Annotated in this window: 12 protein-coding genes; 1 reads left to right on the forward strand and 11 read right to left on the reverse strand. The window is 71.5% G+C overall.

All coding sequences use genetic code 11. The features are described from left to right. Window positions 1-435: 435 nt before the first annotated feature. From ABTY56_RS24695 to ABTY56_RS24735, 9 genes are all read right to left on the reverse strand, one after another. Window positions 436-1,959, reverse strand: a complete 1,524-nt coding sequence (locus tag ABTY56_RS24695; RefSeq protein WP_350631276.1) for a CoA-acylating methylmalonate-semialdehyde dehydrogenase — start codon at window positions 1,957-1,959, stop codon at window positions 436-438. 225 nt (window positions 1,960-2,184) lie between these two features. Then, window positions 2,185-3,000, reverse strand: coding sequence for a nucleotidyl transferase AbiEii/AbiGii toxin family protein (locus ABTY56_RS24700; protein WP_350631277.1), 816 nt, complete (start codon window positions 2,998-3,000; stop codon window positions 2,185-2,187). 120 nt (window positions 3,001-3,120) lie between these two features. Continuing rightward, window positions 3,121-3,552 carry a bifunctional DNA primase/polymerase gene (locus ABTY56_RS24705; RefSeq protein WP_350631279.1) on the reverse strand — a complete coding sequence of 144 codons (432 nt, stop codon included), beginning with the start codon at window positions 3,550-3,552 and terminating at the stop codon, window positions 3,121-3,123. Between the two features lie 146 nt (window positions 3,553-3,698). Next, window positions 3,699-5,093 (reverse strand): NAD(P)/FAD-dependent oxidoreductase, encoded by a 1,395-nt coding sequence (locus ABTY56_RS24710; protein WP_350631280.1) that lies wholly within the window; start codon window positions 5,091-5,093, stop codon window positions 3,699-3,701. A gap of 61 nt (window positions 5,094-5,154) precedes the next feature. Beyond that, entirely contained in the window at window positions 5,155-5,958 is an 804-nt protein-coding gene (locus tag ABTY56_RS24715; protein ID WP_350631281.1) for an ABC transporter permease, read from the reverse strand. Then, entirely contained in the window at window positions 5,958-6,884 is a 927-nt protein-coding gene (locus ABTY56_RS24720) for an ABC transporter permease (RefSeq protein WP_350631283.1), read from the reverse strand. Before ABTY56_RS24720 ends, ABTY56_RS24715 begins: the two co-directional genes overlap by 1 nt. After that, the gene (locus tag ABTY56_RS24725; protein WP_350631285.1) at window positions 6,881-8,023 is read right to left on the reverse strand and encodes an ABC transporter ATP-binding protein; all 1,143 of its coding nucleotides are present in this window, start codon (window positions 8,021-8,023) and stop codon (window positions 6,881-6,883) included. Before ABTY56_RS24725 ends, ABTY56_RS24720 begins: the two co-directional genes overlap by 4 nt. A 38-nt stretch (window positions 8,024-8,061) precedes the next feature. Next, entirely contained in the window at window positions 8,062-9,312 is a 1,251-nt protein-coding gene (locus tag ABTY56_RS24730) for a polyamine ABC transporter substrate-binding protein (RefSeq protein WP_350631287.1), read from the reverse strand. 56 nt (window positions 9,313-9,368) lie between these two features. Next, complete coding sequence (locus ABTY56_RS24735) at window positions 9,369-10,880, reverse strand: gamma-aminobutyraldehyde dehydrogenase (RefSeq protein WP_350631289.1); 1,512 nt, start codon at window positions 10,878-10,880, stop codon at window positions 9,369-9,371. Between the two features lie 397 nt (window positions 10,881-11,277). On the opposite strand from ABTY56_RS24735, the gene ABTY56_RS24740 reads away from it, so the two are divergent. Next, window positions 11,278-12,933 carry a PucR family transcriptional regulator gene (locus ABTY56_RS24740; RefSeq protein ID WP_350631291.1) on the forward strand — a complete coding sequence of 552 codons (1,656 nt, stop codon included), beginning with the start codon at window positions 11,278-11,280 and terminating at the stop codon, window positions 12,931-12,933. A 31-nt stretch (window positions 12,934-12,964) separates the two neighbouring features. On the opposite strand, the gene ABTY56_RS24745 is transcribed toward ABTY56_RS24740, so the two are convergent. Both ABTY56_RS24745 and ABTY56_RS24750 read right to left on the reverse strand, forming a co-directional pair. Further along, window positions 12,965-14,164 (reverse strand): polyamine ABC transporter substrate-binding protein, encoded by a 1,200-nt coding sequence (locus tag ABTY56_RS24745; RefSeq protein WP_350631292.1) that lies wholly within the window; start codon window positions 14,162-14,164, stop codon window positions 12,965-12,967. A 69-nt stretch (window positions 14,165-14,233) separates the two neighbouring features. Further along, window positions 14,234-15,592 carry an aspartate aminotransferase family protein gene (locus ABTY56_RS24750; RefSeq protein WP_350631293.1) on the reverse strand — a complete coding sequence of 453 codons (1,359 nt, stop codon included), beginning with the start codon at window positions 15,590-15,592 and terminating at the stop codon, window positions 14,234-14,236. Window positions 15,593-15,624 lie beyond the last annotated feature (32 nt).

Genomic DNA, 15,624 nt, shown 5'->3' on the forward strand with positions numbered 1-15,624 from the left:
CGCCTTCCAGCGGACCCTCCGGGCTTCGTTCTTTCGTGTTTCCAGCTTATCAGATGTTTTCCGCTCCGTTTCCGGGGCTTCGTTCATCCAACTCGCCGTTGTCTTCCGGGGCTTGACGCCCTGTCCGACGTTTCAAACTCTAGCCGATCCGTACTCCGAAAAGCGAATCGGCCGCAATCCAATAAAACGAGCACGCCGAATAAGGACCAAGCCGCGGCGCAGAAATGCGAACGCAACCCAGCCCGAACCTGGGAAGTGGTGTTTCAGAGGATTGGCCGCCCCGGGACCGTCCGCGCAGACGCGTGTCCGGTGCTCCCTGTCGAGCAGCTCGAAGAACTCTACGCGCTTCGGGGCCTGGATGCAAACGGCAGGCAAACGCGCGCCGGCCGGGCCCCGGGGAGAGGGGTCCGGCCGGCGCGCCCGCGCGGCGCGGGCTCAGCTGTTGGTGGGGAAGCCGAGGTTGATGCCGCCGTGCGACGGGTCCAGCCAGCGCTGGGTCACGGCCTTGCCGCGGGTGAAGAACTGCACGCCGTCCGGGCCGTACGCGTGGGCGTCGCCGAACAGGGAGGCCTTCCAGCCGCCGAAGGAGTAGTAGGCGACGGGCACCGGGATCGGCACGTTGATGCCGACCATGCCGACCTCCACCTCGAACTGGAAGCGCCGGGCCGCGCCGCCGTCGTTGGTGAAGAGGGCGGTGCCGTTGCCGTACGGGTTGGCGTTGATCAGCGCCAGGCCCTCCTCGTAGGAGGAGACGCGCACGACCGAGAGGACCGGGCCGAAGATCTCGTCGTTGTAGACGGACATGCCGGGCTTCACGTGGTCGAACAGCGTCGGGCCGAGCCAGAAGCCGTCGGCGGTCGGGGTGCCGTCCTTGTCCTCGGCGGTGACCGGGTGCTTTCGGCCGTCCACGGCGAGCTCGGCGCCGTCGGCGACACCGGACTCCACGTAGGAGGTGACCTTGTCGCGGTGCTGGCCGGTGACCAGCGGGCCCATCTCGGAGTCGCCGTTGCAGCCCGGGCCGACCTTGAGGGTGGCCACCCGCTGCTTGATCTTCTCGACCAGCTCGTCGCCGATCGGGTCGACCGCGACGAGCACGGACACCGCCATGCAGCGCTCGCCGGCCGAGCCGAAGCCGGCGTTGACGGCGGCGTCGGCGGCGAGGTCCAGGTCGGCGTCGGGCAGGACCAGCATGTGGTTCTTGGCGCCGCCCAGGGCCTGCACACGCTTGCCGTAGCGGGTGCCGGTCTCGTAGACGTAGCGGGCGATCGGGGTGGAGCCGACGAAGCTGACGGACTTGATGTCCGGGTGCTCCAGCAGGCGGTCGACGGCCACCTTGTCGCCGTGCACGACGTTGAAGACGCCGTCCGGCAGGCCGGCTTCCTTCCACAGCCCGGCGAGGAAGTTGGCGGCGGACGGGTCCTTCTCCGACGGCTTCACCACGACGGTGTTGCCGGCCGCGATGGCGATCGGGAAGAACCACATCGGCACCATCGCCGGGAAGTTGAACGGCGAGATGACGGCGACCGGGCCGAGCGGCTGGCGGATCGAGTACACGTCGATGCCGGTGGAGGCCTGCTCGGTGAAGCCGCCCTTGATGAGCTGCGGGATGCCGCAGGCGTACTCCACGACCTCCAGGCCGCGGGCGATCTCGCCCAGGGCGTCGGAGTGCACCTTGCCGTGCTCCGACACGATGATCGAGGCCAGCTCGTCGCGGCGGGCGTTCAGCAGCTCGCGGAAGGCGAAGAGCACCGTCGACCGCTTGGCGACCGAGGCGGTGCGCCACTCGGTGAAGGCCGAGGCGGCGGCGGCCACGGCCTGGTCGACCTCGGCGATCCCGGCGAAGTCGACGTGGCCGGCGACCTGGCCGGTGGCCGGGTCGAAGATGTCGCCGCGGCGGGGCGCCGCACCGGCGGTGGCGACCGGCTTGCCGCCGATCCAGTGAATGATGTGCTTGCTCAAGGTCCGTCTGCCTCCGAAGTCCGGGCGGCATGCTGCCGCCGGTCCGTCTGGCGCCGCCCGCGAGTGGGCCGGGCGACGGAAATTCACGGGGCTACCGCGCTCGTCTCCCAGTCTGGTCGCCGTCCCTGCCCAGCTCAACGAACAGGCTGACGGGGATCTCGGATTCAGCCTTACAGGTCGTCCGGTCGCTACTCCGAACGTGTGGCGCCCTCGTCCGGACGGGGCTCAGGCTTCCTCCTTCCCCCTCCCCCACGGCGCATCCTCCGGAGACGGATCCCCCGGGTCCGTGTCCTCCAGGTACGGATCGTGCAGCCCGTCCGCGGCCTCCTGGGTCTCCAGCAGGTCCAGCCGCAGGTCCTGCGCCCACGCCAGTGCCCAGCGCTTCAGTCCGGCCACGTCCCGGCCCGGCACGCCCCGGGCACGGAACCGCCCGTCCGCCGCCTCGGCGAGCGTCTCCAGCCGGTCGGCGAGCGTGGCGGGCTGGAAGTCCGGGTCCAATTCCCCTGCGAGCGCGAGCAGTTCACCCTCCCGGTAGCAGCGGGTCAGCGCGTGGACGTCGACCAGGTCGCGCGGCATGCCGCGGTCCACGAGCAGCGCCGTGGTCAGCGCTGCCGCGTCCTCCAGCGCGACGACCGGCAGCACCGCCGACGGCTCGTCCGGCCCGGGCGCACCGAGGTCGAGCCGGACCGACCGGTGGCCGAGCGGTTCCTTGCGCAGTTCCACGGTGTGCGTCCGGCCGCCCAGCGCCAGCCGGACGGTGAGCTGCTCCAGCCGCGGGGTGCCCGGCCGCTCCGCCACCCCGCCACCTGCCGCGCGGTACGCCTCGGCCAGCGCTTCGGCCACCTCCGGCAGGTCGGCACCGCCGGTCACCAGGGTGAGCCCGTCCTGTGTGCAGGCCGCGACGCCGTGGGCGCGCAGCGCGTGCCCACCCGCCAGGGCGAGGCCGTGACGCTCGCAGACCGGCGCGGCCAGAGCGGCCAGGCGCAGCTGGGCCGGGCCCGGTCGGAGGGACGCGTCGACGGCGTGCGGTGCGGTGGTCACGCCTCCAGTCTGACGCGACCGCCCGCCCCGTGCGCCACCGTCCACCGGTGTGCCACCGTTGCCCCGTGCGCCACCGTCGCCCGTGTGCCCCGGTCGTCCCGCGCGCCGCCACCGTCCCGCTCACCACCCGCCGAGACCCGCCGCGGCCTCGTGCAGGCCGAGCTCCAGCAGCACGGGGTCGGTGAGCCGCCCGGAGCCGTCCGGCGGGACGAGCCAGCGCAGGCCCCGGCTGCTGCGCTCGGGGTGCGGGACGGCGATCCAGGTGCCCTCCCCCGCGCTGCGCACGCCCGTGCCGACCCAGCGGGCGGCGGTGCCGACCGGCACCAGGAAACCGAGGTGCTCCTCGCCGAAGTCGGTGAGGACGGGGCCGCAGAGGCCGGTGTCCAGGATCTCCAGTGCCCGGCGCCCGAGCTGTCCGGGGACGGAGAGGACGTCCCAGCGGCGGCCGGCCGGCAGCAGCATCAGGCCCAGTCCGATGCGCTCCCACTGCTCCCGGAAGGACTCCGGGTCCGGTGCCGCCTGCGCGAGCCAGTGCAGTCCTGTGCTCTCCATGTCTGTCCCCGCTTCTCGCCGTTCGTACTGTTCGGGCGGCGGGAGATGACCGGGACCCGCCGTCACCAGGGAGAGGCGTACGGCGGGTCCCTCTTACACGGGTCCTGGGCACTCGGGCGGGCACTCACCCGGCCGGGTGCACTCGCTCAGCTGTCGAAGCCCAGCCCCAGGCGGTCGAGCGTGCGCAGCCAGAGGTTGCGGTGGCCGCCGTTGCGGTCGGCGCGCTCCAGCGACCGGGTGGTGATCTCGATCCCGGCCCAGCGCACCGGCTCGGGCGGGAACGGCAGCGGCTTGCTGCGGACCATCTCCAGCGAGGTGCGCTCGGTGCGCTCGCCCGCGAGCAGGTCGAGCATCACCTCGGCGCCGAAGCGGGTCGCGCCGACGCCGAGCCCGGTGTAGCCGACCGCGTACGCGACCTTGCCCCGGTACGCGGTGTCGAAGAACGCCGAGAACCGGCTGCAGGTGTCGATCGCGCCGCCCCAGGCGTTGGTGAAGCGCAGCCCCTCCAGCTGCGGGAAGCAGCGGAAGAAGTGGCCGGCCAGGGTGCGGAAGGTCTCCGGCCGCTGGTCGTACTCGTGCCGGACGTGCCCGCCGTAGTGGTAGACCGCGTCGTAGCCGCCCCAGAGGATGCGGTTGTCGGCGGAGAGCCGGAAGTAGTGGAACTTGTTGGCGCTGTCGCCGAGTCCCTGCCGCCCGCGCCAGCCGATCGAGGCGAGTTGCTCGTCGTTGAGCGGCTCGGTCATCAGCGCGTAGTCGTACACCGGCACGATGTACGGGCGGACCCGCTTGACCAGGGACGGGAACACGTTGGTGCCGAGGGCGACCCGGCGGGCGAAGACCCGGCCGTACGGGGTGCGGGCGGCCATGCCGCTGCCGTACTCCCGCAGGTCGGTGGCCCGGGTGTGCTCGAAGATCCGCACGCCCTGGCTCAGGCAGGCGTCCTTGAGGCCCCAGGCGAGCTTGGCGGGGTGGACCATGGCCACGCCCTCCTTGTCCCAGAGGCCACCGAGGAAGGTCGGCGAGTTCACCTCGGCGCGCAGCTGGTCGGCGTCCAGGACGGTGATGTCGAGGCCGTAGCGGGCGACCGCCTCGGCGACCTCGTGGAGTTCCTCGACCTGGTGCGGCTGGGTGGCGACGTCGATCTCGCCGGTGCGCTCCCACTCGGCGTCGATGCCGTAGCGCTTGAGGGTGGCCTCGATGCCGTCGAGGTTGGCGGCACCGAGGCGTTCCAGCTGGGCGAGTTCGGACGGCCAGCGGTCCAGGCCGTTGCCGAAGCCGTGGGTGAGGCTGGCCGCGCAGAATCCGCCGTTGCGCCCGGACGCGGCCCACCCGACCTCGCTGCCCTCGACCAGGACGACGTCCAGCGAGGGGTCGCGTTCCTTGGCGATCAGGGCGGTCCACAGGCCGGAGTAGCCGCCGCCGACGACCAGCAGGTCGCAGGTGGTGTCGCCGACCAGGGCGGGCAGCGCCGCCGGCCGGCCCGGGTCCTCCAGCCAGAAGGGGGTGGGCCTTGCGTCACTGAGTGCGCGGGCGGAGTCCATGCATTATCAGCCACTTTCTACGGATAGATGACGGTACGAGCCACCGCTGACCGACCGGACGTCAGGCGGTGGCCTTCCTCCGGTTGCCGAGCCACTGGCCGACGACGGTCAGGACGACGGCGGCGAGGAACATCGCGGTGCCGATGACGTTCACCTGCACCGGGATGCCGCGCTGCGAGGCGCCCCAGACGAACATCGGGAAGGTGACCGTGGTCGGGCCCGAGTTGAACTGGGTGATGATGAAGTCGTCGAAGGAGAGCGCGAAGCTGAGCAGCGCGCCCGCCGCGATGCCGGGCGCCGCCAGCGGCAGGGTGACCCTCAGGAAGGTCTGGACGGGGGTGGCGTAGAGGTCCTGCGCGGCCTGTTCGAGCCTCGGGTCCATGCTCATCACGCGTGCCTTGACCGCCGTCACCACGAAGCTGAGGCAGAACATGATGTGCGCGATGAGGATGGTGGTGAAGCCGAACGGGATGCGCATGTTGAGGAAGAGCGTCCCGAGCGAGGCGGCCATGACCACCTCGGGCATGGCCATCGGCAGGAAGATCATCGCGGTGGTGGCCGAGCGGCCGCGGAAGCGGTAGCGGGCCAGCGCGAAGGCGACCATGGTGCCGAGCACGGTGGCGCCGATGGTGGCGAGCACCGCGATCTGCAGGCTGAGCGAGAGCGACTGGCACATGTCGGCCACGCCGCAGGGGTTGGTCCAGGCGTCGGTGGAGAACTCGTTCCACTCGTAGTTGAACTTGCCCACCGGCTTGTTGAACGAGAAGGCGAGCACGACCAGGTTGGGCAGCACCAGGTAGGCGAGGGCCAGCAGGCCGGCCAGCACCACCAGGTGGGCGCGGACCCACTTCAGAATCCGGGACATCAGACCAGTTCCTCCGTCCCGGCCTTGCGCATGTAGACCGTCACCATGCCCAGGATCAGGGCCATCAGGATGAAGCTCAGCGCGGCCGCCGTGGGGTAGTCGAGCACGTTCAGGAACTGCTTCTGGATGCCGTTGCCGACCATCTGCTCGCTCGGCGAGCCCAGCAGCTGGGCGTTGATGTAGTCGCCGGACGCCGGGATGAAGGTCAGCAGGGTGCCCGCGACCACGCCCGGCAGCGAGATCGGGAAGGTGACCTTGCGGAAGGTGGTGAACGGCCGGGCGTAGAGGTCGCCCGCCGCCTCGTGCAGGCGCGGGTCGATCCGCTCCAGCGAGGTGTACAGCGGCAGGATCATGAACGGCAGGAAGTTGTAGGTCAGACCGCAGACCACCGCGAGCGGCGTGGCCAGCACCCGGTCCCCGGAGGTGAGGCCGACCAGGTTGGTGAGGTCCAGGACGTGCAGCGCGTTCAGCGCGCCGACCACCGGGCCGCCGTCGGACAGGATGGTCTTCCAGGCCAGCGTGCGGATCAGGAAGCTGGTGAAGAACGGCGCGATGACCAGGATGAGGATGACGTTGCGCCAGCGCTTGCTCGCCTTGAAGGCGATCGTGTACGCGAGCGGGTAGCCGACGGCCAGGCAGAGCACGGTGGCGACGCCCGCGTACGAGAACGAGCGGACGAAGTGCCACTTGTACTCGACCAGGGCGTCCCAGTAGGTCGAGAAGTGCCAGGTGACCTTGAAGCCCTCTTCGAGCGAGCCGGTCTGCAGGGAGGTCGATCCCTGGTAGAGCATCGGGACGGCGAAGAAGACGACCAGCCAGGCGATGCCGGGCAGCAGCAGCCAGTACGGGGTGAGCTTGCGCTTGGGCTTGCGCTCCGCCACCAACGGGATGACTTGGGGCGGCGCGGCCGGGGTGGTGGCGGTCATGCGGCCTCCTCCGCGGTGCCGGCGTCGATCGCCTGCGAGGCGTCCAGGGCGAAGGAGTGCGCCGGGTTCCAGTGCAGCCGGACGGCGGCGCCGGGGACGATCCGGGCGTCGCGCTCCATGTTCTGCTCGAAGACGGTGACTTCCTGGCCGCCGTCGGTGCGCACCACGTACTGGGTGGAGACGCCGATGAAGCTGGAGTCGAGCACCGTGCCGGCCAGCTTGTTGCGGCCGTCGGCGACCTCCTCGGAGGCGTGCGTGATGGTGATCTTCTCCGGGCGCACGCCGAGGTGGACGCGCTTGGCGTCGGTGGCGCAACGCGCCCTGGGCACGGTGAGGCGGGCGCCGGCCGCGCTCAGCAGCAGGTCGCCGCCCTCGCTGCCGGTGACCTCGGCGGGCAGCAGGTTGGACTGGCCGAGGAAGTTGGCCACGAAGGTGGTGGCGGGGTTCTCGTACAGCTCGGCGGGCGCGCCCAGCTGCTCGACCCGGCCGCCGTTCATCACCGCGATGGTGTCGGCCATGGTCATGGCCTCCTCCTGGTCGTGGGTGACGTGCACGAAGGTGATGCCTACCTCGGTCTGGATCCGCTTGAGCTCCAGCTGCATCTGCCGGCGGAGCTTGAGGTCGAGCGCGCCGAGCGGCTCGTCGAGGAGCAGCACCTGCGGGTGGTTGATCAGCGCGCGGGCGACGGCGACGCGCTGCTGCTGGCCGCCGGAGAGCTGGTGCGGCTTGCGCCGGGCGTACTGGCCGAGCTCGACCAGCTCCAGCATGTCGTCGACCTGCTTCTTGACGTCCTTCTTGCCGCGCCGGCGCAGGCCGAAGGCGACGTTCTCGAAGATGTCCAGGTGCGGGAAGAGCGCGTAGCTCTGGAAGACGGTGTTCACCGGCCGCTTGTACGGGGGCAGGGCGGTGACGTCCTGGCCGCCGATCAGCACGGTGCCGCTGGTGGGCTCCTCCAGGCCGGCGATCATGCGCAGGGTGGTGGTCTTGCCGCAGCCGGAGGCGCCAAGCAGGGCGAAGAAGGAGCCCTGGGGGACGGTCAGGTCGAGCGGGTGGACGGCGGTGAAGGCGCCGTAGGTCTTGCCGATGCCGGTGAGCCGGACGTCGCCGCCGGCGGCCGAGTCTCGCTGCTGGTCTGTCATGGGTGGTGTCTTCCTGGGTTTCTCTGCCGGGACGGGGGTCAGGCGCCGATGAGCTTGGAGAACTTCTGCTCGAAGTCGCTCTCCTCGCTCTCGGTGAGCGTGCGGAACACGTGCGCCTTGGCCGCCATCTCGGGGGTGGGTACGACCAGCGGGTTGGCCGCGGTGTCCGGGGCGAGGGTGGCGAGCTCGTCCTGCATCCCGGTGACGGCGGAGACGAAGCCGATGCCCGCGACCAGCTGCGCCGCGATCTTCGGCTGATAGTAGAAGTCGATCAGCTTTTCCGCGTTCGCCTTGTGCTGCGCCTTGGCCGGAACCAGCATGTTGTCGGTCGAGGAGAGGAAGCCCTTCTCCGGGATGACGAACTCGATGTCCGGGTTGTCGGCGCGCAGTTGGATCAGGTCGCCGCCCCAGGCGATGCAGGCCGCGATGTCGCCGGAGGAGAGTTCCTGGCCGTAGTCGTTGCCGGTGAAGCGGCGGATCTGCTTGCTGTCGACGGCCTTCTGCAGCCGGGCGACGGCGGCGTCGAAGTCGTCGGCGGTGAACTTCGCGGAGTCCTTGCCCTGGTCCAGCAGCACCATCCCGATGCTGTCGCGCATCTCGGAGAGGAAGGTGACCCGGCCCTTGAGGTCGGGGTCGTCCAGCAGCTGGGAGACGCTGGTGACCTCCTTCCCCTTGGTCGCCTTCTTGTTGTACGCGACGACGGTCTGGATGCCGGCCCACGGGTAGGAGTAGAGCCGGCCCGGGTCCCAGTCGGGGGCGCGGAAGCGCGACTCGACGGTGGTGATCGCGGTGGTCACGTTCGCCGGGTTGAGCTTCTGCACCCAGCCGAGCCGGATCAGCCGGGCGGCCATCCAGTCGGTGAGCACCATCAGGTCGCGGCCGGTGTCCTGCCCGGAGGCGAGCTGCGGCTTGATCTTGCCGAAGAACTCGACGTTGTCGTTGACGTCCTCGTTGTACTTGACCTTGATCCCGGTGGCCTGGGTGAAGGCCTCCAGGGTGCCGTGCTTCTCCTTGTCGTTCTCGTCGGTGTCGACGTAGAGCGGCCAGTTGGAGAAGGCGACCTCCTTCTCCGCGTCCGAGAGGTCCTTGGCGGCGTTCGCGGTGGAGTCACCGGTCGCCCGGGGGGCCGCCGGGATGCCGCAGGCGGCCAGGGTGCCCGCTCCGGCGGTGAGGGCGGCGGCGCGCAGCAGGGTACGGCGGCCGAGTGCGGCCCGGCCGCTGGTCAGGCTGCGTTCCCAGGCCTTGCGGACCGGTTCGGGCAGACCGTCGGTGAGCTCGTTGAACGCCATGGAACGGGCCTCCTGGGGGAGAGAGGGGCGTGGGGGGAAGCGCCCTTGTCCGGGGGTTATCTGTCTCCGAAGACGGTGCGGTGCCAGTCCTTGCGGGCCACCGCGGTGGTGTCGAACATGACGTGCTTGACCTGCGTGTACTCGTCCAGCGAGTACTGGGACATGTCCTTGCCGTAGCCGGACGCCTTGTAGCCGCCGTGCGGCATCTCGCTGATGATCGGGATGTGGTCGTTGACCCAGACGCACCCGGCCGCGATCTCCCGGGTGGCGCGCAGGGAGCGGTGCACGTTGCTCGTCCAGGCGGAGGCGGCCAGGCCGTAGGGGGTGTCGTTGGCCAGCCGCAGGCCCTCGTCGTCGCCGTCGAAGGGCAGCACGACCAGCACCGGGCCGAAGATCTCGCCCTGGACGACCTCGCTGTCCTGGGCCGCGCCGGTGATCAGGGTGGGCGGGTAGTAGGCGCCCCGAGTGAGGTCGTGGCCGTCGTGGCCCTTCTCGGGCACCCGGCCGCCGGTGACCACGGTGGCGTACCCGCGGGCCCGCTCCACGAAGCCGGCCACCCGGTCCCGGTGGGCGTACGAGACCAGCGGGCCGAGGTCGGTGTGCGGGTTCAGCGGGTCGCCGATCCGGATCGCCGCGAACAGCTCGGCCACCCCGGCCACGAAGGCGTCGTACAGCGGGCGCTGGACGTACGCGCGGGTGGCGGCGGTGCAGTCCTGGCCGCCGTTGATCAGCGAGGCGGCGACCGCGCCGTGCACGGCGGCGTCCAGGTCGGCGTCGTCGAAGACCACGAACGGGGCCTTGCCGCCGAGCTCCAGGTGGGTGCGCTTGACGCTCGCGGTGGCGAGTTCGGCGACCCGCTTGCCGACCGCGGTGGAGCCGGTGAAGGAGACCATCGCGACGTCCGGGTGCCCGACCAGGTGCTCGCCGGCGGTGCGCCCGGCGCCGGTGACCACGTTGACCACGCCGTCCGGGATGCCCGCCGCCGTGCAGGCCCTGGCGAACATCAGCGAGGTCAGCGGGGTCAGCTCGGCCGGCTTGAGCACGATGGTGTTGCCCGCCGCGATCGCCGGGAGGATCTTCCAGGCGGCCATCTGCAGCGGGTAGTTCCACGGCGAGATCGAGCCGACCACGCCGATCGCCTCGCGCCGCACGTACGAGGTGTGGTCGCCGGAGTACTCGCCGGCGGCCTTGCCCTCCAGGTTGCGGGCGGCACCGGCGAAGAACGCGGCGTTGTCGATGGTGCCGGGCACGTCGAACTCGGTGGCCAGCTTGACCGGCTTGCCGGTCTGCGCGGTCTCCACCCGGGCGAGGTCGCCGCAGGCGTCGGTCAGCACGGCGGCCAGCCGGGTGAGCGCCTCGGAGCGCGCGCCGGGGGTGGCGGAGGACCAGCCGGGCAGCGCGGCCCTCGCGGCGGCGACGGCCGCGTCGACGTCCCCGGTGCCGGCCAGGGCGACCTGCTCGACCACGCTGCCGTCGGCGGGGTTGACGACCTGGAAGGGCTCGCCGCTCCCCCGGGTCGGGCGGCCGGCGATGTACTGCGCGCCCGCGCCGAAGTCGGTCAGGTCCATCTGGTTCCTCCAAGTGCCGGTGGTACGACTGAGCGACGGAGCGCCGCCTCCGCGGTGGGGGTCTGCGGGGGGAGTCCGTCCTGTCGATCATCGGGGTTGCGCGATCCTGGCAGTCCGGCCACGTCCGGACAAGGGATTCCACGGTTGCGTTCTGGTCACCGCGACGGATTCCGGTGTGGGGTCGGTTTTCCGCCACAGCCGACCCGCTGACCATGCCCGGTGCCGCCGGGGCGTGACAAGGGTCACTGCGACAATCTCGACACGAAGGGCCTTACAGGGTGCAAGGGTCCCGGCAGGGCGACAGGTCGTCGTGGGGATGGATGATTCACCTGACACTCTGACCGCCCCGCCGACCCCCGGCCCACTCCAGCCCCCCGGCCATGCATGGAGGCCCGCGATGCTCCCCACCGTCGCCCGAGTACTCGACCTGGAGGTGATGCGGCGCGGCCTGCCCCAGGTCGTGGCCGGCGCCGACCACCTGGAGCGGCCGGTCCGCTGGGTCCACGTGAGCGAACTGCCCGACGTCGCCGGGATGCTCCGGGGCGGCGAGCTGGTGCTGACCACCGGCATCGCGCTGCCCGAGGACCGCGAGGGCCTGGCCCGCTACGTCCGCGAGCTGGACGAGGTCGGGGTGGCCGGCCTGGTCGTCGAGTACGGGCGGCGCTACTTCGACGCGCTCCCCCGCGCCCTGGTGAACGCCGCCGAGCAGCGCGGCCTGCCGCTGATCACGCTCCGCCGCGAGCTGCGCTTCGTCGCCGTCACCGAGGCCGTGCACGCCCTGGTGGTCAACGCCCAGCTGGAGCAGCTGCGCATCTCCGAGTCCGTCCACCAGGTGTTCAACGAGCTGGTGGTGGAGGGCGCCGAGCCGGCCGAGGTGATCCGGCAGGTCTCCCGGATGGCGGGCGGGCCGGTCGTCCTGGAGAACCTCGCCCACCAAGTGCTCGCCCACGACACCGCCGGGCGCCCGGAGGCCGAGGTGCTGGAGGACTGGGAGCGCCGCTCGCGCGGGGTCCGTCCGGCCGGCCGCACCGGCCACGACCCGCGCAGCGGCTGGCTGGTCACCACCGTCGGCGCCCGCGGCCAGGACTGGGGCCGGCTGGTGCTGGTGCAGGAGCCCGGCCCGCTGCCCGAGGGCGAGGCCCACCCGCACACCATGCTGCTGGAGCGCGGCGCCTCCGCGCTGGCCCTCAACCGGCTGGTGGTCCGCGACCGGGAGAGCCTGGAGCGGCAGACCCACCGCACCCTGCTCTCCGGCATCCTCACCCACGCGCTGACCGTCTCCGAGGCGGCGCTGCGCGCCCAGGCGCTCGGCGTCCCGCTGGAGGGCCGGCGGCTGGTCGGCGTGGTGCTGCGGCAGCGCCGCGGGCCGATCCCGGCCGCGCTGGAGGCGCAGGCCCGGCTGCGCGACTTCACCGAGCTGGCCGCGAGCGCCGTCCGGTCCTGCCGGCTCTCCGCGCTGGTCGGCGCGCTGGACGACGAGGCCGTCGGCCTGCTGATCTCGCTCGGTGCCCAGCAGGACGAGCACGCCGCGCTGGACTCCTTCTCGGCCGCGCTGCGCCGGATGTCGGCCGAGTCCGGCCGCGAGGGCACCGACCCGGCAGGCCCGGTGGTCGCGGTCGGCTCCTCGGTCGGCTCGGTCCGCGACGCCCGGCGCACCCTGCTGGAAGCCACCCAGGTCGCCGACGCCGCCCTGCACGACGTCCCCGGCGGCGGCCGCACCTCCTCCTACTACCGGCTCCCGGACGTCCGGCTGCGCGGCCTGCTCCACCTGCTGCGCGACGACGCCCGGCTGCAGACCTACGTGGAGCGGGAGTTGGGCCCGCTGCTGGCCCACGACGCCGAGCACAACGGTCAGTTGGTGCAGATGCTGCGGATCTACCTGGAGCAGGGCCGGAACAAGTCGGCCGCGGCGGACGCCGCGCACCTGTCCCGACCCTCCTTCTACGACCGGCTGCACAAGGTCGAGCGGATCCTCGGCGTCGACCTCGACCAGGTCGAGTCCTGCCTCTCCCTGCACGTCGCGCTGCTCGCCCTGGACGCCGTACGGCGCTAGCGCCCCGCCCCTCGCACCCGGTGGTGCAGCCTCACACCCCGGTGATGCGTCCCCAGACCTTGTGCAGCGCGGGCCGCTCGGCCGAGGTGACGTCGCGCATGGTGCGCAGCCGGGCGCGCATCTCCTCGGTCGGGAAGACCAGCGGGTTCTCGGCGAGTTCGGCCTTCTCCTTGTCGCCGCTGGCCGCCAGCACCTCGCGGGCGGCCGGCACCGGGCAGATGTACTGGACGAACGCGGCCAGCTCGGCGGCCACCTCGGGCTGGTAGTAGTAGTCGATCAGCGCCTCGGCGTTGCGCTTGTGGGTGGCCCGGTTGGGGATCATCAGGCTCTCCGCCCACAGCTCGCCGCCCTCCTCCGGCACCACGAACTCGATGTCCGGGTTCTCCGCGGTGAGTTGGACCGCGTCGCCGGAGTAGGCCTGGCAGGCGAGCGCCGCGCCGGAGGCGAGGTCGCTGGTGTAGTCGTTGCCGGTGAAGCGGCGGATGTGGCTGCCGTCGACCATCTTCTGCACCAGGTCCATCGCCTTGTTCGCGTCGTCGTCGTCGAACGTCGCGACGTCCGCGCCCTGGGAGAGCATCAGTAGCCCGAGCGCCTCGTCCAGCCCGGCGAACAGCGTGACCCGGCCCTTGAGGTCGGGCGCCCACAGGTCCGCGGTGGACTTGATCTCCCGGCCGAGCGCCTTGCGGTTGTACGCGATGCCGGTGATCCCGGACTGCCACGGCACACTGCGCCTGCGCCCGGGGTCGAAGGCCGGGTTCGCGAGCTGCGGGTCCAGGTTGGCGGTGACGCTGGGCAGGTTGGCCCGGTCCATGGCCTGCACCCAGCCCAGCGAGACGTACCGCCCGGCCATCCAGTCGCTGATCACCATCAGGTCCCGGCCGGGGTCGGCGCCCTGGGTGAGCACCGGGCTGATCTTGCCGAAGAACTCGTCGTTGTCGTTGATGTCCTCGGTGTAGGTGACCTCGATCCCGGTCTTCTCGGTGAAGCCGTCCAGGGTCGGTCGCCCGCCCTGGTCGTCGGTGTCGATGTACTGCGTCCAGTTGGAGAAGGCCAGCCGCTTGTCGCCCTCCGAGCGGTCCGGCACGGAGCGGCGGTCCTCGGCGACGTACGCGGACGGGATCCCGCAGCCGGTCAGCGTGCCGGCACCGAGCAGCGCGACCCCACCGAGCACGGAACGTCGGCGCACTGAACGGGAGTTGGACGAACGGCGGGTCAGGATGGTGCTGGGCATGAGCGGCCTTCCGGAGCGTGGGACGGCCCCGGCACGCACACGGGTGCCGGGGCCGTCCTGGTAGGTACGTCAGACAGTGTGCGCGTCGGTGAGCGACAGCACCTCGTCCAGCACCGCGAGGCCGGTCTTGGCCTCCTCCTCGGTGACGGTGCACGGCGGGACGACGTGGAAGCGGTTCATGTTGACGAACGGCCAGAGCCCGCGCTGCTTGCAGGCGGCGGCCAGCTCGGCCATCGGCGCGTTGGCGGCGCCTGCGGCGTTGTAGGGCACCAGCGGCTCGCGGGTCTCCCGGTCCTTCACCAGGTCGAGCGCCCAGAACACGCCCAGGCCGCGGACCTCGCCGATCGACGGGTGCCGCTCGGCCAGCTCGCGCAGGCCGGGGCCGAGCACGTTCTCGCCGATGTGCCTGGCGTTCTCGACGATGCCCTCCTCCGCCATCGTGTTGATGGTCGCCACCGCGGAGGCGCAGGCCAGCGGGTGGCCGGAGTAGGTGAGCCCGCCGGGGAACGGCCGCTCGGCGAAGGTGGCGGCGATCTCGGCGCTGATCGCCACGCCGCCGAGCGGCACGTAGCCGGAGTTCACGCCCTTGGCGAAGGTGAGCAGGTCCGGGGTGACGCCCCAGTGGTCGGCGGCGAACCACTCACCGGTGCGGCCGAAGCCCGCCATCACCTCGTCGAGGATGAACACGATGCCGTGGCGGTCGCAGATCTCCCGCACCCCGGCCAGGTACCCCGGCGGCGGGACGAGGATGCCCGCGGTGCCGACCACGGTCTCCAGGATGACCGCCGCGACCGTGCCCGGTCCCTCGAACGCGATCACCTCCTCCAGGTGCCGCAGCGCGCGCTCGCACTCCTGCGCCTCGTTCTCGGCGTGGAAGTTGGAGCGGTAGGCGTACGGGCCCCAGAAGTGCACCACGCCGGAGACGCCGGTCTCGTTGGCCCAGCGCCGCGGGTCGCCGGTGAGGGCGATCGCGTTGGCGGTGGCGCCGTGGTACGAGCGGTAGGTGGACAGCACCTTCTGCCGGCCGGTGTGCAGCCGGGCCAGCCGGATGGCGTTCTCGTTGGCCTCGGCGCCGCCGTTGGTGAAGAAGATCTTGTCCAGGTCGCCCGGGGTGCGCTCGGCGATCAGCCGGGCGGCCTCGCTGCGCGACTCGACCGCGAAGCCGGGCGCGATGGTGCAGAGCTTCGCCGCCTGCTCCTGGATCGCGGCGACCACCTTCGGGTGCTGGTGACCGATGTTGGTGTTGACCAGCTGGGAGGAGAAGTCGAGGTAGCGGTTGCCGTCGTAGTCCCAGAAGTACGAGCCCTCGGCGCCGGCCACCGCGAGGGGGTCGATCAGCGCCTGGGCGGACCACGAGTGGAAGACGTGCGCGCGGTCGGCGGCCTTGACGGCCTGGCCGGCGGCTGAGTCAGCGGTGGGGATGCTCATGCCGGTAAGGCTAGGGCCGACTACCGGCGAAG

The sequence above is a fragment of the Kitasatospora sp. NPDC097691 genome (assembly GCF_040302665.1).
Classification (GTDB): Bacteria; Actinomycetota; Actinomycetes; order Streptomycetales; family Streptomycetaceae; genus Kitasatospora.